The organism is Bradyrhizobium sp. HKCCYLS3070 (assembly GCF_051167575.1).
In the GTDB taxonomy this organism is placed as follows: Bacteria; Pseudomonadota; Alphaproteobacteria; order Rhizobiales; family Xanthobacteraceae; genus Bradyrhizobium.
The window spans coordinates 265,202-291,610 of sequence record NZ_JBNPTI010000003.1 but is presented as its reverse complement, the minus strand read 5'-3'; the positions used below and the strand labels follow the sequence as shown (position 1 = coordinate 291,610).

The following is a 26,409-nucleotide window of genomic DNA, read 5'->3' as shown; positions in this document are numbered from 1 at the left end:
AGAATCGAGATCTTGCTGTCGTCAGGGAAGCTTTTGAGCAACACGTCTGCGAACGACGGTGCTCAGGGCGATCACTAACAGGATCGCAACCGGAATGTCGCCGAGCCTTGCATAGGCTGTCGGCTGCAACGCAACAGGCAGCGCGGAATCCAGCACGCCCTCTGCGCCGAGAGGCAATTGCTTAACGATACGGCCGACGGGATCGATCACTGCGGAGATGCCGGTGTTCGCAGATCGAACTAATGGAAGTCCTTGCTCGATCGCGCGCCACTGCGCTTGCTGCAGATGCTGATGAGGCCCAGTCGAAATGCCGAACCAGCCATCGTTCGTCAAGTTGACGATCCAGCCCGGTCGTTCTTCGGTCGGCACGCTGTCACTCGGAAAGATCGCCTCGTAGCAGATCAAGGGAAGAACACGCGGAGCGTGTGGCACGTCCAGGTTGCGTCGCGCCGTGCCGGGGATGAAGCCGCCCTGCACCCGCGTGAGCTGCTCGAGCCCGATCCGCTCCAGCAGATTCTGGAACGGCAGGAACTCGCCGAACGGGACCAGATGGAGCTTGTCGTAGACCGACAGCACGGTGCCGTCGTGATCGATCACGTAGATCGAATTGTAGGCCCGGGTGATGGGGGTGTTGCGAGGCGCGTCGGGGGCGCGGACCGAACCGGTGATCAGCACCGTGCCCGGCGACAGCAGGTCGGCGATCTGGCCCATCGCGTCCGCCTCGCGGGTCAGGAAGAACGGGAACGCCGATTCCGGCCAGATCAGGACGTTGGTGTCCCGGACGCCGGTGGCGTTCGGGCCCGAGGCGCGGTCCGACAGCGCCAGATAGCGGCGCATGACATCGGCCTTGGCGCCATAGTTGAACTTCACGTCCTGCTGCAGATTCGGCTGCATGATCCGCAGCTTGAGGTCGGCGACGAAGGCTGTCGGATGCAGGCCGAGCCGGATGGCGCCGAACACGCCCATCATCACGAGCAGGGCGGCGGCCGCGGCCGGCGCCCGCCAGCGCTCACGCCATGTCTTGCCGTCGATCAGCACCGCGGGGCTGGCAAAGATCGCGATCGCCAGGAACGTCATGCCCCAGATCCCGATCAGCGAGGCCGTCTGCGCCAGCGCGAGCGGCTGCGACAGGGCATAGCCGAACGTGTCCCAGGGGAAGCCGGTGAGCGCGTGGCCGCGCAGCCATTCGCTCGCGGTCAGGCAGACGGCGAGCGCCAGGATGCGGGTTGCATCACGCGTCCAGATCAACCGGGCCAAGGCGAAGCCTAGGGCCGGAAACAGCGCGAGATAGGCCGGCAGGCCCAGCACGGCGAACGGCATCAGCCAGGCGAAGGTGTCGGCATCGACCAGGAACGCGTTGCCGATCCAGTAAAGGCCGGGGACGAAATAGCCCATGCCGAAGCAGAAGCCGGTGAAGGCGGCAGCCGGGATGCCGCGCCGCCGTCCCGCCGCGGCGCCATCGATCAGCCAGACCAGAACCGGGAAGGTGATCGCAAGCACCGGCCAGGCGTTGAACGGGGCCATCGCGAGCGACGAGAGCGCGCCGGCGGCGAGCGCGATCGCCGCACGCTTCCAGCCCCAGGCCAGGACAACGCCAATGGCGAGGCCGCGAATCGTCGATGGGCGGATCACTGTGAGCTGGCTCCATCGCCCCGTGGCGGGCTGCTATCGTCGTGGACCGGCGCAGGGCCGGCCTCTGTCGGCGGCGGCTCGGCCGGGACGTCCGTGTCCGCCGGGGTCACTTCCGGCGCAACGTCTCGACGCCGGCTTTCGCGCTGCGGGCGGGGCGTCGGGCGTTCCTTGCGCGGCGCGATGCGCAGGCGCTTGACCCGGCGCGGATCGGCATCGAGCACCTCGACCTCGAAATTGCCGGGGCCGGAGATCAGCTCGCCGCGCACCGGCAGCCGGCCGACATGGTTGACGAGATAGCCGCCGAGCGTCTCCACCCCTTCGCCCGCCTCTCCCGTCACGAACTCCTCGCCGATCACCCGGCGTACGTCGTCGAGGCTGGCGCGGGCGTCCGCGATGAAGGCGTTGTCGGCCTGCCGCACGATCGCCGGCGGCTCGTCGCTGTCGTGCTCGTCGTCGATCTCGCCGACGATCTGCTCGACGATGTCCTCGATGGAGACCAGCCCGTCGGTGCCGCCATATTCGTCGACGACCAGCGCCAGGTGGATGCGCGAGGCCTGCATTTGCGCCAGCAGGTCGATCGCGCGCATCGACGGCGGCACGTAGAGCAGCTTGCGGATGATATTGGCCTCGAACAGCGGCATCGACAGATCGACGGCCTTGAGATCGAGGCCGGCGGGCAGCGGCTTCTTGCGCCGCGCCTTCACCTCGTCGGAGACCCGGGCCTGCGCCGTGGTGAAGGCGAGCAGGTCGCGGATGTGCACCATGCCTTCGGGGTCGTCGAGCGTGTCGTTGTAGACGACGAGCCGCGAATGCGATGCGCTCTCGAACAGGCTCATCAGTTCGCCGAGCGTGATGTCGCGCCGGACGGCGACGATGTCGGCACGATGCACCATCACGTCGGCGATGCGCCGCTCGTGCAAATCGAGGATGTTGCGCAGGAGCGTGCGCTCGACCGCGGAGAAGCCGATGTCATCGGGCGTCGAGGCATCGAGCACGACCTGCAGATCGTCGCGAACCGAGCCGCCGCCTTTCCAGCCGAACAGGTTGCGCAGCGCGCGAAACAGCCAGTTCTCGCCCGGCGAGCGGCCGAGCTCGGCCGGCGGCACCACGGCCGGCAGATTGCGCGTCTGGCGCGGATTGTCGTGGATGGGCTCGGAATCGGCCATGGTCAGTTCATCCGTTCCCGGTCGGCATAGGGATCGGGGATGCCGAGATGGGCCAGGATCTCGGTCTCCAGCGCCTCCATCTCCTCGGCCTCGTCATCGGTCTCGTGATCGTAGCCGATCAGATGCAGGAAGCCGTGCACGGTGAGATGGCTGAGATGATGCTCGAACGGCTTCTGTTCGTCGTCGGCCTCGCGCCGCATCGTCTCATAGGCGATGGCGATGTCGCCGAGCATGCGCGGGGCATCATCCTCGCCGCGCGGTCCGGTCGGCTGCAGCGCCGGAAACGACAGCACGTTGGTGGGCTTGTCGATGCCGCGCCAATTGCTGTTCAGGGTGCGGATGCCCTGGTCGTCCGTCAGCATGACGGCGATCTCGGCGTCGCCGACATCGGCATCGACCATCTCGGCCGCGGCGAGAATGGCGCGTTGTATGACGTCCTCGGCGTCAGGCTGGTCCTGCCAGCAATCGGCTGCGACGATCACCTCGGTCGTTGGAATGGGACTTTGTGGCATCCTGGTCGATATCTGTGCGGATGGCGCTGGAACGACGCGACCATCGGCGTGCTTGCTCTCGCGTCAGCGGGCTTTCGGCCCCTCATAGGCGGCGACGATGCGCGCCACCAATTCGTGGCGGATGACATCCTCGCCGGTGAACCGGACCTGTGCGATCCCCTCGACACCGTCGAGCAGGCGCGCGGCTTCGGCGAGTCCGGAGGTCTGGCCGTTCGGCAAATCGACCTGCGAGGGATCGCCGGTGATGATCATGCGGCTGTTCTCGCCGAGACGCGTGAGGAACATCTTCATCTGCATCGATGTGGTGTTCTGCGCCTCGTCGAGGATGATCGCGGCGTTGGTCAAGGTGCGCCCGCGCATGAAGGCGAGCGGCGCGATCTCGATCTCGCCGGCCTGCAGCGCGCGCTCGACGATGCGCGCATCCATCAGATCGTACAGCGCGTCGTAGATCGGGCGCAGATAGGGATCGACCTTCTCGCGGAGGTCACCAGGCAGGAAGCCGAGCCGCTCGCCGGCCTCGACCGCCGGGCGTGAGAGGATGATGCGGTCGACTTCCTTCCGCTCGAACAGCTGCGCCGCATGCGCGACCGCAAGCCAGGTCTTGCCGGTGCCGGCCGGGCCGATGCCGAACACGAGCTCGTGCCGCTTCAGCGCGCGGATGTAGGAATCCTGCGCGGCGGTGCGGGCGCGCACCGGGCGCTTGCGCAGGTTGATGCTCTCGAACGCGTTCTTGGCGTTCTTGGCGTCGAACTCGAACAGCGAGCCCTGCGCCACCACGGCGCGGATCGCGCCCTCGACGTCGCCCTGCGCCAGATCGTGGCCCTTCACGGCCTGCGCATAGAGCGATTCGAGCACGCGCCGCGCGGCATCGCAGCCGTCGCGTGTTCCGCCGATGGTGATGTGGTTGCCGCGGGAATCGACGACGACGCCGAGCCGTCGTTCGACCAGGGCCAGATTCTGGCCGTAAGGCCCGACCAGGGCGGAGGCGGCACGGTTGTCGTCGAAATCGATGACGACCTGGGTCTCGGGGGGCATGGACATGTCGCGGTCGTACTTGCGGCTGGGAGCGAGGGAAGACGGATCCGATGCGCTCTTGGGCAAGTGCTCAGCCTCCGATGGACACGAGGGGCGTGGGGGAGATCACTGCCGGCGCGGCCGTGACGAGTTCGCCGAGCAGGCTGTAGCGTTCGAGACTGTCGATTCGCACCGGCAGAACCTGGCCGATGATGTCGTCGGACGCCATGACGTGGGCCGGCTGCAGATACGCGGTCCGTCCGACCAGTTGCCCGGGCTTGCGCGCTGGCCGCTCGAACAACACGTCGACGACCTGGCCGATCGCGGCCTTGTTGAAGGCTGCTTGCTGGCTGTCGATCAAGCTCTGGAGGCGCTCCAATCGCTCGTCCATCTCGGTCGCTGACACCATCTCCGGCATGTCCGCTGCCGGAGTTCCCGGGCGCGGCGAATACTTGAACGAATAGGCCGCAGCGTAGCCGATTTGGTCGATCAGGGCGAGGGTGGCGCGAAAATCTTCCTCGGTCTCGCCCGGGAACCCGACGATGAAATCCGAAGAGAATGTAATGTCGTGACGGGCGGCGCGAAAACGGTCGACGACTTTGCGATAGTCAGTCGCCGTGTGTTTGCGGTTCATGGCGCTCAGGATGCGGTCAGATCCCGACTGAACCGGCAGATGCACGAACGGCATCACCGCTTCGAGATCGCGATGCGCCGCGATCAGGCTGTCGTCGACGTCGTTGGGATGGCTGGTCGAGTAGCGGATCCGCGCCACGCCCGGAATCTCGGCGATCCCATGGAGCAGCCGCCCCAGCGTCCAGGGCCGGCCGTCAGGGCCTTCGCCGTGATAGGCGTTGACGTTCTGGCCGATCAGGGTGATCTCGCGAACGCCATTGTCGACGAGCTGCGTCACGTCGTCGACGATGCGTGTCACCGCACGCGACATCTCGCTGCCGCGCGTATACGGCACCACGCAGAAGGTGCAGAACTTGTCGCAGCCTTCCTGCACGGTCACGAAGGCCGAGACGCCGCGGGCGCGGATCGCCTCGCGGCTGGGCTTCGCCAGGAAGCCGAACTTGTCCTGGGCCGGGAATTCGGTCTCGATCGCCCGCTCGCCGCGGCGGGCCTGGGCCAGGAGCTGCGGCAGATGGTGGTAGCTCTGCGGGCCGACCACGACGTCGACGGTGGGGGCGCGGGCGATGATCTCCTCGCCTTCCGCTTGCGCCACGCAGCCGGCCACGGCGATCTGCATCGTCCGGCCGGCCCGCGCGGCGTCCTCCTTCGCGACCCGCAGCCGCCCGAGCTCCGAATAGACCTTCTCGGAGGCCTTCTCGCGGATGTGGCAGGTGTTGAGGATCACGAGATCGGCGTCGCCGGCCTCGGCGGTCTCGACGAAGCCCTCAGGCCCCAGCGTGTCCACCATGCGCTGGGCATCGTAGACATTCATCTGGCAGCCATAGGACTTGATGTGCAGCTTGCGCGGCGGCGTCATGAACCCTTGCATGCGGTCGGAGGCGCGCCCAATTCGGCGCCGCGCTCAGATATAGGCTAGGGGGCCGAAAATCCAGCGATCGCGGGCTTTTTCTCGGCCAGCCGGCTCAGAATCGCCGGCAACTGCCGCATGTCGTCGAAAACCACGGTGGCGCCGGCCGCTCGCAGGTCGTCGGCGTGCCCGGGCCGGCAGTGGCTGCCGCCGTGAAACCCGAGCACTGTCATGCCGGCCGCGACACCGCCCCGGATACCGGCCGTGCTGTCCTCGACCACCACGCAGGCCGCGGGACGCGCCTTCATCTGCGCTGCCGCGAACAGGAACAGATCGGGCGCGGGCTTGCCGTTCTCGACTTGGGAGGATGAGAAGATGTGCGGGGCGAGGCGATCGTAGAGCCGGGTGGCGCCAAGGCTGACGCGCATGCGCTGATGCGAGCCGGAGGAGGCGACGCACACCGGCGCGTCGATGGCGTCGAGCGCCTCCGCGATCCCGTCGATGGCCGCGAGGTCCTGCTCGAAGGCGCGGAACAGGCGATCCTGCAGTTTCGGGTTGAAATCGTCGGGCAGGGAACGACCGAGCTCGGCCTCGACCTCGAGCTTCGCCTGTTTCAGGGAGCGGCCCAGGAACCGCGCGAACACCTGCTCGGTCGTGATCGGATAGCCGCACAGGCTGAGCACGTCGGCGTGCGTCTGACAGGAGATCACCTCGCTGTCGACCAGCACGCCATCGCAATCGAAAATGACGAGATCGAGGTTCGAAGCCGGCGCCGCGTCAGCCATTCGTCTCTTCGTCGAGCGGCACGCAATACAGCTCCAGCCGGTGATCGACCAGCTTGTAGCCGAGCTTGCGGGCGATCTCGGCCTGCAGCTTCTCGATCTCCTCGGAGGTGAACTCGATCACCTTGCCGTCGCGCAGATTGATCAGATGATCATGATGGCTGTCGCGCATCTGCTCGTAGCGGGCGCGGCCCTCGCGGAAATCATGGCGTTCGATGATGCCGGCATCCTCGAACAGCTTCACGGTGCGATAGACCGTGGAGATCGAGATCTTGTCGTCGACGGCGACGCAGCGCCGGTACAACTCCTCGACGTCGGGATGGTCGCAGGCTTCCGCGAGCACGCGGGCAATGACCCGGCGCTGCTCGGTCATGCGCATGCCGGTGGCGGCACAGCGGGCCTCGATTCCGGTGGAATTGAGCGCTGGCGTGGTTTTCAAGGAGGTCATCGTGTCTCGCCTCAAGGATGCGCTTTCTGCCACCAAGCGCAGGTTACGACAAGTCCCGGCGCATCAGAAGCGCATTCAACTGTTCCCCGCCGGGCTGAAGGTAATAGCGTTCCCGACGGCCCACGGTCGCAAATCCGGCGCGTTCATAGAGTCGGCGGGCCGGCTGGTTGTTTTCCTCCACTTCGAGAAAGACCGTCCGGACCCCGCGCCCCGCGAGGTGCCCGAGATGCTGCAGCAACAGATCACGAGAAAATCCGCGGCCGCGCTGATTTGGGTCAAGTGCAACTGACAATATTTCCGCTTCGTCCGCGCCGATTCGCGAGACGATGAAGCCGATGAGCTTCCGCCCGAGCCGCAGCCGATGGATCATGGTGTTGCGCTCGGCCAGCATCGCCTCGAACTCGCCTTCGCCCCAGCCGCGGTGAAACGAGGCGGCGTGGATCAGGGCGAGCCGGGCGGCGTCGCGCGGCGCGGCCGCTTCGATCAACGGTTTGGGGCTGCCGAGCCAGCGGAAGAACATGTTCATGACGAGACGGCCGTCTGCGCCGGTTGACGCGCCGCACCGGCGGGCGGCTTGACGTCGGGCGCGCGCAGATAGAACGGCCGCGCCGGCGCGTGCGCCGGGTCGGCGGCCGCGCCGAGCCAGGCGACCCAGCCGATGTCGGGCCCGTCTTGCGAGTCGACCGCAACTGGCGCGGCTGCGTCCTTGGGCCACCGCTCGGCCAGCAGCGCCGCGGCGTTGCCGACGAGGTGCGGGGCGCCGAGCCGCGCGGCCGCCAGGACGTCGTCTGTCGCAGCGACCTGGGGCGCGACCAGTTCCTCGCCGCTGCCGCTCACGACTTGGTAGTAGACATGGTCGTGCCGGGCATCGATCGCCGAGATCACCGGGTTGGCGCGGTCCTCGCTGACGATCGGCGCCGCGTAGGCGGACAGCGTGGTCACGCCGACGACCGGCTTGTGCGCCGCCAAGGCAATGCCGCGCGCGGCGGAGAGGCCGACGCGCAGCCCGGTGAAACTACCAGGACCCGTCGTCACCGCGATGCGGTCGAGCTCGTGGAAGCCGACGCCCGACTGGCGCATCACGCGCGCGATCAGCGGCATCAGCGCCTCGGCGTGGCCGCGCTTCATCGGCAGCGTTTCCTCGGCGCGCATCGCGGCCGAATCAGTGTCCAGAACGGCAGCCGCGCAATGGTCGAGGGCAGTATCGATGGCGAGGATCAACATCCGGTCAGATTCACATTGAAAGGAGCGCCGAATACCTTTTTGGGGCTTTGATAAAGTCGGTTGCCGCTTTCTTACATCCTGATCGGGAAAAACGCATCACGGCGCACGACCGCAAACTACTGAATTGGCGCTCATTCAAGCAAATCTTTCCGGGCTGTTGGATTGATCGTCCGGTTCGACGTTCAGGCCGCCGCGCCATCCCGGTGGCAAAGGCGATGCCGGCGCGATGGGGCCGGGTCGAGGCGATCAATCGCTCGCAAGCCGGTGCTCGGGTTCGGCACCGATGGCATGGGGGTCGCCGCCTCATCCGGACCAGCCTCAAACGCCCAATTCCGCTCGGTCAAGTTCGAGCGCAGTGGGGGGCGACGAACAGGTCCGGCGAAAGTACCGATTGGCGCAAGTCTGGGCGGCGCCGGCGAAGCCGGTCGGCGCGCCGAGCGCGGTGACGAGCGAGATACCGTCGAGCATGCGGTGGGGGCGGCCGTGGCCGCCACCCTCGGCAGCGCAGCGTGAGCAGAGGCAAATGATGATTAGCGCGCAGATCTGTTCGCCAACCCCATTCGCCATTGCCTTCCTACATCGGCCGGACTTCAACCACCTCAGGCACGAAGTGCTTCAGCAGGTTCTGGATGCCGTGCTGCAGGGTCGCGGTCGATGACGGGCAGCCCGAGCAGGCGCCCTTCATGTTGAGATAGACGATGCCGTCCTTGAAGCCGCGGAAGGTGATGTCGCCGCCGTCATTGGCTACGGCCGGGCGGACGCGGCTCTCGATCAGGTCCTTGATCATGCCGACCGTCTCGGTGTCGGCCTCGTCGTAGAACTCGTCGTCCTCGTCGGCGGATTCGTCATTGGCGGCGCTGCCGTCGGCGAGCAGCGGCGCGCCCGACATGTAGTGCTCCATGATCGCGCCGAGGATCGCCGGCTTGAGGTGCTGCCACTCACCGCCGCTCTTGGTGACGGTGATGAAATCGGCGCCGTAGAACACGCCGCTGACGCCGTCGACGGCGAACAGGCGCTCGGCCAGCGGGGAGCGTGCGGCGGCGTCGCGGCTGCCGAACTCCATCGTGCCCGCGGGCAACACGACGCGGCCCGGGATGAACTTCAAGGTGGCGGGATTGGGGGTGGCTTCGGTCTGGATGAACATGGTTTTCTCCGGCAGCGCCGGTTCAAGGCCGGCCTGTGGTGTCCTCATAGCAGATGGCGCGAACGCGCGCACGATCAAGGGGGCATGGCCGGCGTTTCCGATCTAAGCCTATGAAAGAGCGTCGAGATCGGCGTCACCGAGATCGCCCGGCACGATCACCAGCGGGATCGGGAAGGCACCGCTCGTCTTGGTGACATGGGTGACCAGCGGGCCGGGGCCCTCGGGGCCGGAATGGGCGGCGAGCACCAGCAGCGCGATGTCGCTGTCGTGCTCGATCGTCTCCAGGATCTGCGCCGTCGGCTCACCCTCGCGGATCACCCGTTCCGGCGCGGTCACGCCGATCGCCGACAGCAGCGCCGCGGCCTGGTCGAGCTCGGCATGCGCCTGCTCCTGCGCCTCGGCCCGCATCAGATCGGCGACCCCCAGCCATTGCTGGTTCTGGTCCTCCGTTTCGATGACGTGCAGCATGACGATACGGCCGCCGGAACGGACCGCCCAGCGGCCGGCATAGCGGACCGCGCGGTCCCACTCCTCGCTGTCGTCGACCACGACCAGGCATTTCGGCGCATGGCCGGTCTGGTAGCTCTGCCGCTGCGCCGCCATCGCGTTCCCGCCTGCTGCTGCGAGTCGATCCGGCCGCGATGCTGCCACAGCCCATCTCCGTTGGGGAGAGGGCTGCGGGTTCCATCGCGCCCGCAACGACAGCGGTGGTGCGGCTTCTAGTAGCGAGGATGTCGCTTCGCTCATCCTGGCTACGGCCGCAAGGCCGACTCCGGAGCGCGCGCCGTGCTGCTTAGGGCTTGCGGATGAAGCCGACGATGTCCTTGGCCGTCTTCATGGTCTCCGCGGCGATGGCCTGGGCGCGGTCGGCGCCGTCGACCAGCACGGACTCGACGTAGCCGGGATCGGCGGTCAGGCGCTTCATCTCCGCGGCGATCGGCCCGAGCTTGGTGACGCACAGCTCGACCAGCGCGTTCTTGAAGCTGGAGAACTGGCCGCCGCCGAAATCCCTGAGCACATCGGCCTTGCTGCGGTCCGACAGCGCCGCGTAGATGCCGACGAGGTTGTCGGCCTCGGGACGCGCGTCCAGCCCCTTTTCCTCGGTCGGCAGCGGCTCCGGATCGGTCTTGGCCTTGCGGACCTTCTGCGCGATCGTATCGGCATCGTCGGTCAGGTTGATGCGCGAATAGTCCGAGGCATCGGACTTCGACATCTTCTTGGTACCGTCGCGCAGCGACATCACGCGCGTCGCGGGACCGGTGATGAAGGGTTCCGGAAGCGGGAAGAACAGGCCGTCGCCGAAGCCGTGGCTGCGGATCGAGTCGCCGTAGTCATTGTTGAACTTCTGCGCGATGTCGCGGGAGAGCTCGAGATGCTGCTTCTGGTCCTCGCCGACCGGAACATGGGTGGCGCGGTACAGCAGGATGTCGGCGGCCATCAGCACCGGATAGTCGTACAGACCGACCGATGCGTTCTCACGGTCCTTGCCGGCCTTCTCCTTGAACTGCGTCATGCGGTTCAGCCAGCCGATGCGCGCAACGCAGTTGAAGATCCAGGCGAGCTCCGCGTGCCCTGAGACCTGGCTCTGGTTGAAAACGATGTGCTTCTTCGGATCGATGCCGGCGGCGATGAAGGCGGCGGTGACCTCGCGGGTGTTGCGCGCGAGTTCGGCGGGGCCGCCCCAGACATCGATCGGCATGGTGATCGCGTGCATGTCGACGACGCAATAGATGCAGTTGTGGGTCTGCTGCATCTTCACGAAGTTGACGATCGCGCCGAGATAGTTGCCGAGATGCAGGTTGCCGGTCGGCTGGACGCCCGAGAAAACCCGTTCCACGAAGGCCATGGTCACTGTTCCGGATGAATGGATTTGGGGTCGTTTGGCACGTGCGCCTCAAAGGTGCAAGTCGCCGGCGGGCTTTTGCCGGATCGCCCGGACGGTTTCGCGCCAGCTTACGGCGCCCAGGGACAACAGAAGCACGCCGTAGAGGATGATGGCGCCGCTGATCAGGGCGGCGAGCAGGGCGGCCGCGCCGAGATGGCTGCTGCTCCACGTGCCGGCGAAGCGTCCGGCGACGGTCCAGAGGACCGCGCCCATGACCATCGCAGCCAACGTGATGCGCGGCAGCCGGCGCCGCGAGGCAGGGGGAAGCGCGAAACCGAAGCGCGTGGCGCCACGCCGGATCAGGACCGCCGCATTGGCCCAGGCACCGAGCGCGAGCCCTGCCGCGATGCCACTTGCCGCAAACAATTGTGCGAGCAGGAACGCCAGCGCGATCGCGACACCGCATCCGATCAACGTCGCGCGCAGCGGCGTCCGCGTGTCCTCGCGCGCGAAGAAGGCGGGCTGCAGCGCCTTGGTCAGCACCTGCGCCGGCAACGCTGCCGCGAGCCAGGTCAGCACCTGCGCCGTCGCGGCGGCATCGTCCGAACTGAATGCGCCATGTTCGAACAGCAAACGAATGATCGGCTCGTTCAGGATCATGAGTCCGAGCGTCGCAGGCAGCGCGAGCCCGATCGTCAGCTCGAGGCCGCGCGATTGCACCTCCGCCAGAGCCTCCTCGTTGCCCTCGTGCAGCGCGCGCGTCAGCTCCGGCACCAGCACCGTGCCCATGGCAACGCCGACGAGCCCGAGCGGCAGCTCGATCAGGCGGTTGGCGAAATACAGCCACGACACCGCGGAAGGCGAGGTGGAGGCGATGACCGCGCCGCCGACCGCGAGCAATTGCGGGCCGGCGCTGGCGACCATGCCGGGCAGCGCCTTGGCGAAGAAGCCGCGCATTTCGCCATGGAAGGTGACGCGCACCGGCGAGGCGAGGGGGCCGTCGCGGCCTCGCCGCGCGAGCATCGCGAGCTGCAGCAGCCCGGCGACACCGATCGTGGCGGCGAGCAGCAGCGCGGCGCTTCCAGGGTCCGGATGTTGCATCAGCAGCACGATGGTCACGCTGATCAATGCCACGTTGAACAGCAGCGGGGCGAAGGCCGCGAGCGCAAAGCGTCGTTGCGCGCTGGACAGTGCGAGCAGCACCGTCGAGGGGCCGGCAAAGGCGAGATAGGGCAGCATCAGCCTGGCATCGTTGACGGCCAGGGTGAGCGTCTCTTCACCGGCGAAGCCCGGCGCGAGCACGGTCATCACGAACGGCATCAGCAGCGCCAGCACCAAGGTGGCGGCGAGCAGGCCGGCGCTGACGGTGCCGAGCACGCGGCCGGCAAAAGCTGCCGCATGTGTCCTACCAGACTGCTGGTATATTCGCAGCCAGGCCGGCACCAGGGCTGCATTGAGCGCGCCCTCCGTCAGCAATCGCCTGACGACGTTGACGAGCTGAAACGCCGCGAGAAATGCGTCCGCGACCGGACCGGCGCCGAGCAGCGCGGCCATCAGCGCATCCCGGACGAAGCCGAGCAGGCGCGAGGCCAGTGTTCCTGACAACACAGTCACGAATGAGCGGATCATCAGGCTTCTATAGCAGCGCCGCTTGTGATAGGCCGCAGCGTTTGCAAAACGCCGTAAACGGGGCCAGTGGATGACTGACGCGAAATACGATGTTCTCGGGATCGGCAACGCGATCTTCGACGTGCTGGTGCATGCCGATGAAGCCTTTCTCACCCGGCACGGCATGACCAAGGGCAGCATGGCGCTGATCGACGAGGCCCGCGCGGCCGCGATCTATGCCGATATGGGTCCGGCCACCGAGATGTCCGGCGGTTCGGGGGCCAACACCATCGCTGGCCTCGCCAGCCTGGGCGCGCGTGCCGCTTACGTGGGCAAGGTCAAGGACGACCAGATCGGCCGGATGTACCGGCATGATATCCGCGCCGCCGGCGTCACCTTCGATACCGTGCCCGCTGCCGACGGCCCGGCGACCGGCTGCTGTTACATCCTGGTGACGCCGGACGGCGAGCGCACCATGAACACCTATCTCGGCGCCGCGCAAAATCTCACCGCCGCGGACATCGATCCCGCGCAGATTGCGGCGGCGCGCATCATCTATCTCGAAGGTTATCTGTGGGACCCGAAGGACGCCAAGGATGCGTTCGTGAAGGCGGCGGCGATCGCGCATGACGCCGGACGCGAGGTCGCGCTGACCTTGTCGGATTCGTTCTGCGTCGATCGCTATCGCGAGGAGTTTCTCGACCTGATGCGCGGCGGCACCGTCGATCTCGTCTTCGCCAACGAGGCCGAGCTGCATTCGCTGTACCAGACCTCGGATTTCGACGGCGCGCTGAAGCAGCTGCGTGAGGACGCCACGCTCGGCATCGTCACCCGCAGCGAACAAGGCTGCGTCGTGGTGTCGAATGACGGCGTGATCTCGGTGCCGGCGCATCCGATCGAGAGCCTGGTCGATACTACCGGCGCGGGCGATCTGTTCGCCGCCGGCTTCCTGTTCGGGCTGGTGCGCAAGACCGGCTATGAGATGGCCGGCCGCCTCGGCGGCCTCGCCGCCGCCGAGGTGATCCAGCACATTGGTGCAAGGCCGCAGGTGTCGCTGAAGGAATTGGCGGCTCAGAACGGACTGAAGGTGTAGGTCGAAGCTGTGGTCACGCAGCCGTTCTCTTGCGCTTCCGACACCACTCTCTGCACCGTGATATCTCTGCACCGTCATGGCCGGGATTGACCCGGCCATGCACGCTTCTTGAGTTGTCGTCGTGAAAGACGAGGATGCCCTGGCCGAGCCCGGACATGACGTCGAACTAACAACGAGTCCGCTCGGAGCGGGACCGAGCTATCAATCTGATCACGCCGCCTTCTGTCCGCCCGCGGCATCGAGCCCGGCATAGACCCCGCGTTCGAAGCCGGCAAAGGTCTCCAGGCACAGCCGGTCGGCGAACGGCAGGAGCTGCATCAGGATCACGCCGGTGACGTCGCGCGCAGGATCAATCCAGTAGTAGGTGTTGGCGAGGCCGGCCCAGGCGAGGCTGCCGGCACTGCGGCCCTCCGGGGTCTGCGCCGTCGTGATCATGAAGCTCAAGCCCCATTTCTTGACAATGTCGGGATAGAGATCGACGTCGTTGGTCACGCCGGGCACCGCCGCGGCCATCTTCGTCATCTCGAGCTCGCCGATATGGTTGTCGCGCATCGCCGCGACCGTCTCGGGCTTGAGCACCTGGTTGCCGTTGCCGCGGCCATTGTTGAGGATCATCCGGGTGAAGCGGATGTAGTCGCCGGCCGTGCCGTAGAGCCCGCCGCCGCCCATGTGGAATTCCGGCTCCTGCTCGAGCTCGAACGGGATCGGCGCCAGGCTGCCGTCCTCGCCGCGGGCATGCATGCCGACCAGACGTGCGCGCTGCGACGGACCGAGCTTGAAGCCGGTATCGTCCATGCCGAGCGGCGCGAACAGATGGTCGCGCAAGTACGCGTCGAGCTTCTGGCCGCTGGCGGCCTCGACCGCCTTGCCGACGAAATCGATGTTGATGCCGTATTCCCAGCGCGTGCCCGGATCGGAGGCGAGCGGCAATTTGAGAGCGTCGTTCTTGCAGGTGATGATGCCGGGCGTTCCGGCCTTCTGCACATAGGTGGCCATATCGCCGTTCCACATGTCGTAGCAGAAGCCGGCGGTGTGGGTCATCAGATGGCGCAGCGTGATCGCGGTCTTCGCCGGCCGCAGGATCGGCTCGCCATTGGCGTCGAAACCGTCGAGCACCTTGGGCGCGGCGAGGTCCGGCAGCACCGTGCCGATCGGCGCATCCAGCGACAACCGGCCCTGCTCGACCAGCTGCATCCCGGCCGCGCAGGTGATGGCCTTGGTCATCGAGGCGATCCAGAACACGCTGTCGGTGGTCATCGGGTCGTCGCGGCCGAGGTCGCGCTTGCCGAAGGCGCCTTCATAGATGATGCCGTTGCTGTCAGCGGCAAAGGCGACGACGCCGGGAATCTCTCCCGCCTCCGCCTTCTGCCGCAGCACGCCGTCGATGTCGGTCTTGTTCTGCATGGTCTCCTCCGTTCCGTTCTTGATGACGGTAGGCGATTGTTTCTCGGGCCGGCCTGGGCAGCAAGGACCGCCGGTCTCACGGCCGGTCGCGATCTCGTGATGATGCGGCGCGAACGAAGCAGGCGGGGACAACAGCGCCGCGGAGGCCACAGCGCTTCAATTTCTCGCCAGAATCATGATTAGTTCCACTCAGTCGCGAGTCCGACACATGGGGGCCATGTTCCCACCACGGGCTTGCGACTGTTGTGAGTTGCAACCATTTTTGCATTAAAGGGTTGAAGAACCGGCTTTTTCGAGCCGATGGCATGGCTTTGGCGGCAATGTCCGCCGTTGGGGGCGATATGATTTCAACGTGGAGCGAGTGGAAGCGGTATCCCCGCCCGGGGCGCGGCGACAATATCGAGGCGCCGATCACGCCCGGCATCTACGAAGTGCGCATTGCGGCGACCGGAGCGCTGTATGCGTTCGGCGCGGTCGACAATGTGGCGCAGGCCCTGGCGCTGCTGCCCGTGGGGCAGAAATCATGGTTCGGCCGCCGTGATCCCGCCGCCTTGCCGGACCTGGAATACCGCACCTGCGCGACCTCGACCAAGGCCGACGCCAAGGCGGCGGCGGAGCGCATGATCGGCCGGCGCGAGACCTATATGAGCGGCGCGGCCTGATCCCGGGTCGGCTCGTCAGCATTCAGCATTTGGTGCCGTACAGGCACGGATCGCCGGATCGAATGTACCGTTGAGGAGGCGCACGCGCCGTGCGCCGCCGCCGGGGCGTGGCTATATTCGGAGACGATCGCTCGCTTTCGAGGAGTAGCCCGATGACACCGCCCGCCGCCGCCCGTGCCTCCACTGCCGCCCCGAGCCTGCGTGACCGCCTGAAGGATCCGTCGCTGCTGCGCGAGCAGTGCTACATCGATGGTGCGTGGGTCGGTACGCCGGTGCTCCCGGTCAACAATCCGGCCACCGGCGCCGAGCTCGCCAAGGTCGCGCAACTCGGTGCGGCGGAGACCACGCAAGCCGTCGAGGCCGCCGCGCGCGCGTTCCCGTCCTGGGCCCGGCTGACCGCCAAGCAGCGCTCCAATACCTTGCGCAAATGGTTCGAGCTGATCACGGCCAACCGCGAGGACCTCGCGCTGATCCTCACCTCCGAGCAGGGCAAGCCGCTGACGGAGGCGCTCGGTGAGGTCGATATCGGCGCCGCCTATATCGAGTTCTTCGCCGAGGAGGCGCGTCGCGTCTATGGCGAGACCATCCCGACCCAGAAGCCGGATGCGCGCCTGTTGGCGCTGAAGCAGCCGATCGGCGTCTGCGGCGCCATCACGCCATGGAATTTCCCGAACTCGATGATCACCCGCAAGGTGTCGCCTGCGCTCGCCGCCGGCTGCACCGTGGTGCTGAAGCCGGCCAACGAGACGCCGCTGTCGGCGCTGGCGCTCGCCGTGCTGGCCGAACGCGCCGGGATTCCGGCGGGCGCGCTCAACATCGTCACCGGCGACGCGCCTGACATCGGCAAGGTGCTGTGCGAGCATCCGTCGGTGCGCTTCATAGGCTTCACCGGCTCGACCGAGGTCGGCAAGATTCTCTATCGCCAGTCGGCCGGCACGGTGAAGAAGCTCGGGCTCGAGCTCGGCGGCAACGCGCCGTTCGTGGTGTTCGACGATGCCGATGTCGATGCGGCTGTCGAAGGCGCCATGGTCTCGAAATATCGCAACATGGGCCAGACCTGCGTCTGCGCCAATCGCCTCTATGCGCAGGACGGCATCTACGACGCCTTCGTCGCGAAGCTCGCCGCCAAGGTCGCGGCGATGAAGATCGGCGAGGGCACCGAGGCCGGCGTGACCCAGGGGCCGCTGATCAACGAAGAGGCGGTTGAGAAGGTCGAACGCCACATCGCCGACGCGGTCAAGGGCGGGGCGAAGGTCGTGACCGGCGGCAAGCGCCATGCGCTCGGCCGCACCTTCTTCGAGCCGACCGTCCTTCGGGACGTCAAGGCCGACGCGCTGGTCGCGCAGGAGGAGACGTTCGGCCCGCTCGCCCCCGTCATCCGTTTCAAGGACGAGGCCGACGTCATTGCGATGTGCAACGCCTCGCCGTTCGGTCTCGCGTCCTACTTCTATGCCCGCGATCTCGGCCGGGTCTGGCGCGTCGCGGAGGCGCTGGAATCAGGCATGGTCGGCGTCAACACCGGTCTGATCACCACCGAGGTCGCGCCGTTCGGCGGCGTCAAGGAGAGCGGCTTGGGCCGCGAGGGCTCGCATCACGGCATCGAGGAATACCTCGAGATCAAATACGTGATGATGGCGGGCGTCTGAGCTCTGGACGCCTGGGCTCAGGCCGAGCTCAAGCAGTCTTGGGCAGCTTGTCCACTGGCACAAGATAGGACTTGTTGCCGACCTGGAAGATGACCTTGCCGCTCTTGCCGTCGGTCGTCGAGATCTGCGACTGACCGAACATGATGACGTTGTTGTAGACGATCCCCGTGCCCTGGCGCGTGACGCCGTTGGTCGTGACGCTGACCTGGGCCTCCTTGCCGCTGACGGACAGCACGCGAAAGCTCGCGCTCTGGCCGTTTTCGCCGTTATAGCCGGCCCAGCTGCCGACCAGATTGCTCTCGTCGGCGGGAGGCGCCTGCTTCTCCAGCATCGCGGTGGCCTTGCCGCCGCCGGCCGAAAACAGCAGCACCGCGTTCTTGCCGTTCTTGGTGCCGAGCGTGACCGCGCCGAAGTCGATGGTCGAGCCGTTGACCTGGCCGATGCCGCGTTCGGTGCGGCCGTTATGGGTGTATTCCACCGTGGCGGCGGCGCCTCTGATGTTGACGACCTTGAAGCTCACGGCCTGGCCGTTGGCCGTCCAACTGCCCTTCCACTCGCCCAGCAGGTTGCTCTGGCGATAGACCCGCTCGTTGGCGGGCGAGATCTGGTTGGTGCTTTGGATGGCGACCATGTGTGCTTCCAAGGAGCTCGACTGCTCGTTTACCCCGTGTGTCGGATCGTTGCAGAGTGTTGCTAACGAGACGTAGGTCGAGGGGGTTAACGAACGGTGAACTGCGGCTACGAGCCGCCCGTTCCGCGCTGCGGCCCATCGTCTCAGCGTCTTCCTGTGGCGACGAATAGCCCTCGGATGAATGCGACGGCGCGAAGCCCCACCGGGCTGCACGGGCGTAAGCGAGCCGCTTGCCCAGACGCGCCGGATCGTCGACCATGACGCGGCGAACCACGACCTTTCAATGTGCGAGCTCACCATGACCGCAGCCTTCACGCGCGTCGGTGTCGGCCAGCTTCCGGACGCGGATGCGCGCCGCCTCGATGCGGACGGTTATCTGCTGCTGCGCGGCGCGATTCCGGCGGACTGGCTCCCGCCGCTGCGCGATGCGTTCGAGGCGGGCACGCTGCCATCCGAGCAATGGCCGGTGCCGCGCGGCCGCGACTGGCGCCACGCGATGGTCGATCTCGATGCCAGGGTGCAGCGCGCCTGCCGGCTGCCGGTGATGCTCGCGGCCGTGTCTCACATTCTCAAGGCGCCGTTCTTCCTCGGCCAAGTCGAGGGCCGCGAGCCGCTCGCCGATGGCGGCCAGCAGCCGTTGCATCGCGACGGCGTCGACCGGTTCCGTACCGACGCCGTCTCGGCGCTCGCCTTCCTCGATCCGTTCGGCCCCGACAACGGCGCGACGCAGGTGGCGCCGGGCACGCATCGCCGCGACACGGATGATGCGCAGGCCGCCCCGTTCGTCACGACAGGCGAAGCCGGCGACATCCTGCTGTTCGACGTCAACCTGCTGCACGGCGCGACCCGCAACCGCAGCGGCGCCCGCCGTCGCTCGCTGCTGATCACCTACGCCACCTCGGTGCAGCTGGACGCGTGGCGACGGACCCGCGCCTTGCGCGCGGTGCGCATGGACCAGGACGAAATCTTCGGCGCGGAGTAGCTGCGCCATCCGCCGAAGCTGCCAAGCTTCCAGCCCAAATCCCGCAGAGAGGACGCTCATGAGGCTGTACGATTCCGCGACGGCGCCAAGCCCGCGCCGCGTGCGCATCTTCCTCAGCGAGAAGGGCCTCACGATTCCCACCGTTCAGCTCGACCTGCGCGCCGGCGAGCAGTTCCGGCCGGAATTTCGCGCGCTGAACCCGCAATGCACGGTGCCGGTCCTGCAGCTCGACAGCGGTGCTGCGATCACCGACATCATCGCGATCTGCCGCTACCTCGAGGAGCTGCATCCTGAGCCGGCCCTGATGGGGCGGAGTGCGGAGGAACGCGCGCTGATCGAATGCTGGGTGCGGCGGATCGAATGGGATGGCATCTACGCCATCCAGGAAGCGTTCCGGAACAGTGCGCCAGGGTTGGAGAGCCGCGCTCTGCCCGGCCCGTTGCCGCTCGAGCAGATTCCGGCGCTGGCGGAGCGCGGGCGTCTCCGCGCCACGCACTACTTCGCGTGGCTCGATGCGCGGCTGGCCGATCACGCCTTCGTCTGCGGACCCGACTTCACCATTGCCGACATCAGCGCCATGGTGACGGTGGATTTCGCGGTCCGCGCCAAGCTCGATCCGCCGGATCACCTCCACCATCTCGCGCGGTGGTATGGTGTAGTTTCGAGCCGTCCCAGTGCGAAGGCTTGATATGATGAGCCTCGGTCGTCACTCCGTCCTGCTCGACCTCGACGGCACTCTCATCGACTCCCAGCCCGGCATCGCCGCGAGCGCCCTAGCGGCGTTGCGCGCGCTCGGGCATGCACCGGACGAGACGCTCGATATCCGCCGTGTCATCGGGCCGCCGCTGCAGGACATGTTGCGGGCGCTGCTGCAGGCCTATGACGACGATCGGGTCGACGAAGCGGTGACCGCCTATCGCCAGCATTACGGCGAGAGCGGACTGTTCGGCAGCGCGCTCTATGCTGGCATCCGGGACGCGCTGCACGAGATGCATGGCGCGGGGGTGCGGCTCTATCTCGCGACATCCAAACGGGAGGTGTTTGCGCGCCGCATCCTCGAGCATCTCGATCTCGCGTCGCTGTTCGACGCCATCCACGGCTCGGTGCCGTCAGGCCTGCTGGACCACAAGCCGGAGCTGCTCGCGCATATTCTCACCGAGCGGAATATCGCACCCTCCGACGCGATCATGGTCGGTGACCGCCGCCACGACATTGCCGGCGCCCATGCCGTCAGGATGCGCAGCCTCGGCGTGCTCTGGGGCTATGGCAGCCGCGACGAGCTCGAGATGGCCGGCGCCGACCGCCTCGTGGAATGTCCGGCCGATCTCGCGCGCGCCGTGCTGTCGATGCTGAAGGTCTAGCTCGATCACAACCTCCTGTGTTCGCGACACCCCGATCGGTCCGCGCGTCAACCTTGCACCGGAACCGGAAAGCCGCGAATATTCGCGGCAGGTCAGTTGTCATCACGGGACTATCACACACATGCAGTTCGACGACGTCATCCTCGGCCGCCGCAGCATCCGCGGCTACAAGCCCGATCCGGTGCCGCGGGCGCTGATCGAGGAGATCATCGGGCTTGCGATGCGCGCGCCGTCGTCGATGAACAGCCAGCCCTGGAATTTCTACGTCATCACCGGCGAGCCGCTGAACCGCATCCGCGCCGGCAACACCGAGCGGATGGTCGCCGGCGTCCCGCAGTCGCGTGAATTCCGTATCGGCCAGCCCTTCGCGGGCGCGCATCGCGAGCGCCAGGTGCAGGTCGCCAAGCAGTTGTTCTCCGCCATGGGCATCGCGCGCGACGACAAGGACAAGCGACAGGACTGGGTGCTGCGCGGCTTCCGCCAGTTCGACGCACCGGTCTGCATCATCGTGACCTATGATCGTGCGCTCGACGGCAGCGACGACACGCCGTTCGACTGCGGCGCCGTCACCAATGCGCTGGTCAACGCCGCCTGGTCGCGCGGCCTCGGCGCCGTCATCAACAGCCAGGGCATCATGCAATCGCCCGTGGTCCGCGAGCACGCCGGCATCGCCGACGACCAGGTCATCATGAAGAGCATCGCGCTGGGCTGGCCGGATCACGATTTCCCCGCCAATGCCGTGGTGTCGGAGCGGAAGCCGGTGAAGGAAGCGACGGTGTTCGTGGGGTTCGAGGACTAGAGCGCGTACTCATAAAGCTCGATCAGGTCCACTTTGGAGGTAAGGCCAACCTGGCTGCTGCGCGACATCGAAGTGACGCGATAGTATTTCGAAGCTGAAGGGCCTCGTGGTATCAAGAGCTGGCCGACTTCGCAGCGGTCATTGCGTTGCCGGCCTACATGTTTTGCGCGTCTAGGATCGGACATCTGATGAAATTTCTGGCCCTGTTGCTGGCCCTTCTCGCAGCGCCAAATGGTGCTTGCGCAGAAGGAGCAGTCTTTAGGGTCGGTGTAACCGAGCGTGATTTTGTTCCTGCTGAGCCTTACAATTGGCGCGGCGCCCAGACACATGCGCTCCGCGCAACGATATGGTATCCGGCCGCAGCGGATGCGCCCGAGAGACCGCAGTGGATCGGGCCGCGCATCATCCCGTTCTTCAGCGCCGGCAGCGCCGCGCCCGATGCGGAGCCGGCATCGGGACCCCGGCGTGCGTTCGTCGTCCTGTCCCACGGTAACGGCGGCGCAGCGTTCCAAATCGCTTGGCTCGGCGCAGCACTGGCGGGGGCTGGCTTTATCGTCGTCGCAGTCAATCATCCCGGCAATAGCGCTCTCGAGGACTATACCGTCGAGGGTATGTCATTGTGGTGGCTGCGAGCTGTGGATGTTAGCGCCGTCATCGATGCGATGCTCGTCGACAAGACATTTGGCAGCCGAGTCGATCCCGCGCGCATCGGTGCCGCCGGTCATTCGCTCGGTGGCTACACTGTCCTCGCGGCCGCCGGTGGCATCAGCAATCCGGAACTGCTGCAGGTGTTTTGCCGCTCGCCTGCGGCCGACGCGTCATGCAAACCGCCGCCGCCCGCTGCCGTCATGCGCCGGGAGACCCTAGCACGTCTGAGCGTCGATCCCAATTTCCGGCAACGCTACAGCGAGGCCGGCAAGTCCTATCGGGACGAACGCATCCGCGCGGCCTTCGCCATGGCGCCCGGGCCAGGCCCGATCTTCGCACCGAACAGCCTTGAGAAAATCTCGATTCCCGTTGCGATTGTCGCCGGAAGCGCCGACGAAATTGTCCCGACACCCGCCGCTGCCGAGACATTCGCTAGGTTGATCCCGCATTCGACTCTGAAGATATTTCCGAAGGCCGGCCACTTCATATTTCTGGACACGTGCACTCTGGTCGGAAGCGCATTCTTTCGGAGCACGTGCCGCGATCCCGATGGCGCCGACCGTGAGGCAGTTCATGCCGAGACGATCAGACTTGCGGTCGATTTCTTCACCACGTATCTGCGCTGAGCGCTTTCATTGTTGGTCTTCTCGACTGCAATTTATCTGCTGGCTTGTGTTTAGTCCTAATAGCGATCCGTTGTCGTGCTAGGCTGTGGGCATTGTGTTTGGCGGGGTGCATGTGATTCGAACTCCCAAACTGGGGAGCGAATCATGCGCTACGAACTCGCCGACTATGAATGGGTTGCCATCAAGCCATGCTGCCCAACAAGCCGCGTGGCGTTCCTCGGGTGAACGACCGTCGGGTCCTTAATGGCATCTTCTGGGTCTTGCGATCTGGAGCGCCATGGCGCGACCTGCCAGACGCCTACGGCCCGTACACGACCTGCTACAATCGCTTTGTTCGTTGGCGACAAGTCGGTGTTTGGGCCAAGATTCTGAACGCACTGGCAGGCGCCCATGATGCCGCTGTCCAGATGATCGACACCTCCATCGTCCGCGTCCATCAGCATGGAGCTTGCATCACAAAGAACCAGCGTCAATCGATGGGACGGTCACGCGGCCGCCTGACGAGCAAAATTCACGCGGTTGTCGATAGCAATGATCTGCCGGTACGGCTTGCGTTGAGCCCCGGCGAAGCTCACGACGTTCGACTTGCCGGGAAACTGCTGTCTCGTCTGAAATCCGGATCAATGCTGCTTGCGGACCGTGGCTATGACGCCGACTGGATCAGGGAGCTTGCCATGAAGAAGGGCGCGTGGGCAAACAGCGCGAGGGCCAGCCGCCTTTCTGCAGGATCTCGATCGACAATGTCGCGCGCGATGTGGTGCCGCAGATCCGCGCTGCGCTTGGGGTGCGCGCCTATATCGATGTGCTCTACCGCGAATATCTCGGCAGCGACCTGACCGGCCCGGCCTATGGTCCCGTGCAGTTCGAGCTGCGCAACAATCAGATGACGGGGACCACCGTGACTGGCACGGTCATCGCGAAGAATCTGCAGAACAAGCGCTTTCCGCGCATCACCAAGAACTACGACTATCAGCAGTTTCCGAGCCTGTTGTCCTGATCATGAAAATGAGATGGCTCGATAGAAATAGCTCGCGATGTATCCATAAGCGACAGCGAGCAGGACGGCCTTCAGCAGGAACAGAATGTGCATGGGAAGATCGAGCAGCGGTGTGTGACGGAAATCCTCGTTCTCCTTGATGCCAACGATCTCCTGCTTCCGATAGTACAAGAACCAGATGATTGCTCCGAGGAAATACTGGAGGAGATCAGCCAGTAGACCGCACGCAATCAGAAGGAGCGGAATCAATAGCTCGCGCGGAATAGCGGATCGTCCTGTGACGTCCTTCTTGAACGTCCAAATGATAACAACGCCTGTCAGGCCCAGATGACGACAGATGTCGCTTACCTTGCCGGAGTACGTCGCGAACGCGTCTCGGCAGTCCTGAAGGTTCATCGTGTTTTCGAGTCACGGCTGAAGATCTTCAGGCGACCAAACCGCTCCCTTTGTTTTGCCTCTAAAGAACCGCGCCCGGCTGTCGGACCTCTGAAGAGGTCTTCCCACCATCGCCTCTTGCGGTGCACGGATTCCACCTTTGGCTTCTCCACGAATGCCGTCGGCGTGTCGGGCTTATGGTTATCGACCATGTCGCAACCTCCAATTGCAGGGCGCAATATGACAGCGTGGCCGAGAGAATTCAACTGACATGGGACGCGGCGACCGAGCGGCCTTTCTCAGCCTCCTGATCGGCGAGCCCTGGGCCTGGGCCCAGCACAATTGCTGGCAGTTTGCGGCGGCGGTGCAGCGCGAGCTGTTCGGCCGCGAGCCGCCGCATGTCGGCGTGCCCACCGGCTTTTCGCGGCGCTGGGTGATCGAGGAGTTCGCCGGCCATGCCGCTCGCGCGGCCGCGCCCGACTGCGCGTCGCAAGCGTGCGCCGAAATCGCCGCCAAGGATGACCAGGACTGCCGGAGCTACGGCGCGCAGCCGGGCACGGACGCCTATGTTCAATGCCGGGCGACGCGCGCATCTGCTCACGAGACGGCCGACGCCGTCCAGGCTGCGGCGCCTCCGCCATCCAGCCCGCCGCCGATCCCGGAAGCCTCGTATCCTTCGCGCCCGCCGGTGCACTGCGTCACGACGGGGCGCTTCACGAACTGCATGTGAAGATGTCGCGCAAGTCTGACCTCAGGCGAGGATCTCTTTGCCCGCCTCGGTCAGCTTCACATAGGTGCCGCTCTCGTGCAGCCAGAGCCAGCCCCGAGGGACCGCCAGGTCGAGGCCGGCCTTGTACTCCGCCGGCGTGGCTTTCAGGTCGGCCAGCATCGGCCAGTTGATCTTCTCGATGTGGACGCGGCCGTCTGAGCCGGCTCGATGCCGGCTGAAATCCTAACCAGCTCGCGCGCGGCGGTCTCCGGGGCGGCATAGGGGCGGGGAGAGGCGAATTTCATCAGCGTCGCGTTCGTAGTTTTTCGACCGCAATGTGGCGTTCCGGTCCGGGACGTGTTCCGGGACTTTTCATCGACATCGGTCCCGGAATGTCCACTTTGATCCTCATTTGTTTCGCGAGAGTTCGATGAGACCCAGACGCGATGGTGCTCGCAAACATCTATTTTTCCAGGTTTTCAACGATGACGACTGGCGATCCCAGCAAGGCTCTCCGGAGGATCCGGATCAAAGGTGTTAGCGCCGAGTGGGTCACAACCCGTATCCATGCGATTCCCGAGAGTTATTAGGGCTTGTGACCCACTACAACCGACGGGCGGAGGCCAACTTGCTCACCTCGAGAGGAATGTCAGTTTTAAAGTCGGCGGACGCAGACGTTGGAGCGAGCACTGATCAATTGCCATGGACGAGGGGGGCAGAGTAAATCTCGTGTCCATGCCGTTCGCAATCACACTTCCGTTCGACCACATCAGCGCTAGCAAGATCCAAGCCATGTGGCGTCATCTCGCCGCCGACGGAATCGACGCCGATCGGCATCAGCTTGGCTACGCTCCACACGTCACCGTTGCCATCTATCCGGACGAAACACCTCTTAACAGGCTGCGCAGCGCTATTGAAGATACGTGCCGAAACTGGGAGCCGCTCCCTGTTCGCCTGAGCGGATTGGGTGTGTTTCCCGGAGACGGCGCCGTTCTATGGGCAGTACCAGTAGTGACGGCCGGTTTGCTTGCTCGTCATGACGCTATCCACTCCGCACTGGGCGATCTTAATGTGCACGAGCACTATCGACCAGGAGCGTGGGTGCCACACGTGACGTTATCGGGTGCCTTGCATGACCCGGGGGCGGCTCTCAAGGCCCTCCTGTCCGGTTGGGAACCGATCACCGGTTTTCTTGATCGTGTCGAATTGGTCAGCTTCCGTCCAGTTGAAGTGCTGCTGAGTTCGGCGTGCCGTGGCAGCGATTAATTTGTTCAGGCCATTTTAGGTCACTTTCTTCTCGGCCGCAGGTCGCTCACTCGTTGGGCCATCGCAGAAGGTCTCGAACGCAAATATCGGGTTTCGGTTGCAACCGAAGGTCGGTCGCTGGCTCAGTAAGTTGGTCGGTACGTAAAGGAGGCGTAGTTGCCTTGCAAAATCGATCTAATATTCCCTGGCGTTGCTGGAAAAGTTCGTCGAATTACGACCGCATCCGTTCTGGTCGCTGCCGGGGCGGTACCCTATCTCTCCCTTGCCAACGATGGCCAGCTAGCTCCACTGCCAATAGTTTGCGAGGCCGATCAAAGCGCCCTAGCGGAAGATCCCTCTTGCTTGAAACGCTTTCAGGGGATTGCCTCGCGAAAG

The 26,409-nt window shown here is 65.5% G+C and carries 28 protein-coding genes and 1 pseudogene; 12 read left to right on the top strand and 17 right to left on the bottom strand.

What is annotated here, in order from left to right; all coding sequences use genetic code 11:
- Positions 1–21: 21 nt before the first annotated feature.
- The 13 genes from lnt to murJ all read right to left on the bottom strand — a co-directional run bounded on the left by lnt (position 22) and on the right by murJ (position 12,856).
- Positions 22–1,632, bottom strand: a complete 1,611-nt coding sequence (gene lnt, locus ACQR03_RS13825) for an apolipoprotein N-acyltransferase (protein ID WP_315751784.1) — start codon at positions 1,630–1,632, stop codon at positions 22–24.
- The gene (locus tag ACQR03_RS13820) at positions 1,629–2,798 is read right to left on the bottom strand and encodes a hemolysin family protein (protein WP_315716932.1); all 1,170 of its coding nucleotides are present in this window, start codon (positions 2,796–2,798) and stop codon (positions 1,629–1,631) included. The genes lnt and ACQR03_RS13820 overlap by 4 nt, the downstream gene beginning before the upstream one ends.
- A gap of 2 nt (positions 2,799–2,800) precedes the next feature.
- A complete protein-coding gene (gene ybeY, locus ACQR03_RS13815; protein WP_315716933.1) occupies positions 2,801–3,310 on the bottom strand; it encodes an rRNA maturation RNase YbeY in 510 nt (169 codons plus the stop codon).
- Between the two features lie 63 nt (positions 3,311–3,373).
- On the bottom strand, positions 3,374–4,351 hold the full coding sequence (locus tag ACQR03_RS13810) for a PhoH family protein (protein ID WP_315716934.1): 978 nt from the start codon (positions 4,349–4,351) through the stop codon (positions 3,374–3,376).
- A 64-nt stretch (positions 4,352–4,415) separates the two neighbouring features.
- Positions 4,416–5,813, bottom strand: a complete 1,398-nt coding sequence (gene miaB / locus ACQR03_RS13805) for a tRNA (N6-isopentenyl adenosine(37)-C2)-methylthiotransferase MiaB (RefSeq protein ID WP_434841475.1) — start codon at positions 5,811–5,813, stop codon at positions 4,416–4,418.
- 56 nt (positions 5,814–5,869) lie between these two features.
- Positions 5,870–6,589 (bottom strand): HAD family hydrolase, encoded by a 720-nt coding sequence (locus ACQR03_RS13800; protein ID WP_434841474.1) that lies wholly within the window; start codon positions 6,587–6,589, stop codon positions 5,870–5,872.
- A complete protein-coding gene (locus tag ACQR03_RS13795; protein WP_315716937.1) occupies positions 6,582–7,034 on the bottom strand; it encodes a Fur family transcriptional regulator in 453 nt (150 codons plus the stop codon). Before ACQR03_RS13795 ends, ACQR03_RS13800 begins: the two co-directional genes overlap by 8 nt.
- Before the next feature lie 43 nt (positions 7,035–7,077).
- Complete coding sequence (gene rimI / locus ACQR03_RS13790) at positions 7,078–7,560, bottom strand: ribosomal protein S18-alanine N-acetyltransferase (protein ID WP_316202458.1); 483 nt, start codon at positions 7,558–7,560, stop codon at positions 7,078–7,080.
- Positions 7,557–8,258 carry a tRNA (adenosine(37)-N6)-threonylcarbamoyltransferase complex dimerization subunit type 1 TsaB gene (gene tsaB, locus ACQR03_RS13785; protein WP_315716939.1) on the bottom strand — a complete coding sequence of 234 codons (702 nt, stop codon included), beginning with the start codon at positions 8,256–8,258 and terminating at the stop codon, positions 7,557–7,559. Before tsaB ends, rimI begins: the two co-directional genes overlap by 4 nt.
- Before the next feature lie 574 nt (positions 8,259–8,832).
- Positions 8,833–9,402, bottom strand: coding sequence for a NifU family protein (locus ACQR03_RS13780; RefSeq protein WP_434841473.1), 570 nt, complete (start codon positions 9,400–9,402; stop codon positions 8,833–8,835).
- A 108-nt stretch (positions 9,403–9,510) separates the two neighbouring features.
- A complete protein-coding gene (locus ACQR03_RS13775) occupies positions 9,511–10,005 on the bottom strand; it encodes a universal stress protein (RefSeq protein ID WP_315716941.1) in 495 nt (164 codons plus the stop codon).
- Between the two features lie 190 nt (positions 10,006–10,195).
- The gene (gene trpS / locus ACQR03_RS13770; protein WP_315716942.1) at positions 10,196–11,248 is read right to left on the bottom strand and encodes a tryptophan--tRNA ligase; all 1,053 of its coding nucleotides are present in this window, start codon (positions 11,246–11,248) and stop codon (positions 10,196–10,198) included.
- Positions 11,249–11,296: 48 nt separating this feature from the next.
- Positions 11,297–12,856, bottom strand: coding sequence for a murein biosynthesis integral membrane protein MurJ (gene murJ / locus ACQR03_RS13765; RefSeq protein WP_315716943.1), 1,560 nt, complete (start codon positions 12,854–12,856; stop codon positions 11,297–11,299).
- A gap of 70 nt (positions 12,857–12,926) precedes the next feature.
- Here murJ and ACQR03_RS13760 point away from each other — a divergent pair, with 70 nt between their 5' ends.
- On the top strand, positions 12,927–13,928 hold the full coding sequence (locus ACQR03_RS13760) for an adenosine kinase (protein WP_315751792.1): 1,002 nt from the start codon (positions 12,927–12,929) through the stop codon (positions 13,926–13,928).
- A 210-nt stretch (positions 13,929–14,138) separates the two neighbouring features.
- Here ACQR03_RS13760 and ACQR03_RS13755 read toward each other — a convergent pair whose 3' ends face one another.
- A complete protein-coding gene (locus tag ACQR03_RS13755) occupies positions 14,139–15,332 on the bottom strand; it encodes a serine hydrolase domain-containing protein (protein ID WP_315751793.1) in 1,194 nt (397 codons plus the stop codon).
- A gap of 341 nt (positions 15,333–15,673) precedes the next feature.
- On the opposite strand from ACQR03_RS13755, the gene ACQR03_RS13750 reads away from it, so the two are divergent.
- Both ACQR03_RS13750 and ACQR03_RS13745 read left to right on the top strand, forming a co-directional pair.
- Positions 15,674–15,994: a hypothetical protein gene (locus ACQR03_RS13750; RefSeq protein ID WP_011942561.1), complete on the top strand. Its 321-nt coding sequence runs from the start codon at positions 15,674–15,676 to the stop codon at positions 15,992–15,994.
- A 152-nt stretch (positions 15,995–16,146) separates the two neighbouring features.
- Positions 16,147–17,640 (top strand): NAD-dependent succinate-semialdehyde dehydrogenase, encoded by a 1,494-nt coding sequence (locus ACQR03_RS13745; RefSeq protein WP_316202455.1) that lies wholly within the window; start codon positions 16,147–16,149, stop codon positions 17,638–17,640.
- 28 nt (positions 17,641–17,668) lie between these two features.
- Here ACQR03_RS13745 and ACQR03_RS13740 read toward each other — a convergent pair whose 3' ends face one another.
- Positions 17,669–18,271 (bottom strand): hypothetical protein, encoded by a 603-nt coding sequence (locus ACQR03_RS13740; protein ID WP_315751795.1) that lies wholly within the window; start codon positions 18,269–18,271, stop codon positions 17,669–17,671.
- Between the two features lie 298 nt (positions 18,272–18,569).
- On the opposite strand from ACQR03_RS13740, the gene ACQR03_RS13735 reads away from it, so the two are divergent.
- The 7 genes and pseudogenes from ACQR03_RS13735 (at position 18,570) to ACQR03_RS13705 (ending at position 23,684) form a co-directional block, all read left to right on the top strand.
- The gene (locus ACQR03_RS13735) at positions 18,570–19,253 is read left to right on the top strand and encodes a phytanoyl-CoA dioxygenase family protein (RefSeq protein ID WP_315751796.1); all 684 of its coding nucleotides are present in this window, start codon (positions 18,570–18,572) and stop codon (positions 19,251–19,253) included.
- A gap of 58 nt (positions 19,254–19,311) precedes the next feature.
- A complete protein-coding gene (locus ACQR03_RS13730; RefSeq protein ID WP_315751797.1) occupies positions 19,312–19,941 on the top strand; it encodes a glutathione S-transferase family protein in 630 nt (209 codons plus the stop codon).
- Positions 19,942–19,945: 4 nt separating this feature from the next.
- On the top strand, positions 19,946–20,614 hold the full coding sequence (locus ACQR03_RS13725; protein ID WP_315751951.1) for an HAD hydrolase-like protein: 669 nt from the start codon (positions 19,946–19,948) through the stop codon (positions 20,612–20,614).
- Positions 20,615–20,735: 121 nt separating this feature from the next.
- Positions 20,736–21,413 carry a nitroreductase gene (locus ACQR03_RS13720; protein WP_315751798.1) on the top strand — a complete coding sequence of 226 codons (678 nt, stop codon included), beginning with the start codon at positions 20,736–20,738 and terminating at the stop codon, positions 21,411–21,413.
- Between the two features lie 188 nt (positions 21,414–21,601).
- Complete coding sequence (locus ACQR03_RS13715) at positions 21,602–22,687, top strand: alpha/beta hydrolase family protein (protein WP_315751799.1); 1,086 nt, start codon at positions 21,602–21,604, stop codon at positions 22,685–22,687.
- 144 nt (positions 22,688–22,831) lie between these two features.
- A pseudogene (locus ACQR03_RS13710) lies at positions 22,832–23,385 on the top strand (IS5 family transposase); the annotation flags it as partial.
- The gene (locus ACQR03_RS13705; protein ID WP_315751800.1) at positions 23,376–23,684 is read left to right on the top strand and encodes a DUF1833 family protein; all 309 of its coding nucleotides are present in this window, start codon (positions 23,376–23,378) and stop codon (positions 23,682–23,684) included. The pseudogene ACQR03_RS13710 and the gene ACQR03_RS13705, both read left to right, overlap by 10 nt.
- On the opposite strand, the gene ACQR03_RS13700 is transcribed toward ACQR03_RS13705, so the two are convergent.
- Positions 23,685–24,080, bottom strand: coding sequence for a hypothetical protein (locus ACQR03_RS13700; protein ID WP_315715002.1), 396 nt, complete (start codon positions 24,078–24,080; stop codon positions 23,685–23,687).
- A 250-nt stretch (positions 24,081–24,330) separates the two neighbouring features.
- Between ACQR03_RS13700 and ACQR03_RS13695 the strand changes: the two genes are divergently transcribed.
- Positions 24,331–24,789, top strand: a complete 459-nt coding sequence (locus tag ACQR03_RS13695; protein WP_315751801.1) for a hypothetical protein — start codon at positions 24,331–24,333, stop codon at positions 24,787–24,789.
- Positions 24,790–24,810: 21 nt separating this feature from the next.
- Here ACQR03_RS13695 and ACQR03_RS13690 read toward each other — a convergent pair whose 3' ends face one another.
- On the bottom strand, positions 24,811–24,948 hold the full coding sequence (locus ACQR03_RS13690; protein WP_315751802.1) for a hypothetical protein: 138 nt from the start codon (positions 24,946–24,948) through the stop codon (positions 24,811–24,813).
- Positions 24,949–25,503: 555 nt separating this feature from the next.
- Here ACQR03_RS13690 and ACQR03_RS13685 point away from each other — a divergent pair.
- A complete protein-coding gene (locus tag ACQR03_RS13685; RefSeq protein WP_315751952.1) occupies positions 25,504–26,034 on the top strand; it encodes a 2'-5' RNA ligase family protein in 531 nt (176 codons plus the stop codon).
- Positions 26,035–26,409: the final 375 nt, after the last annotated feature.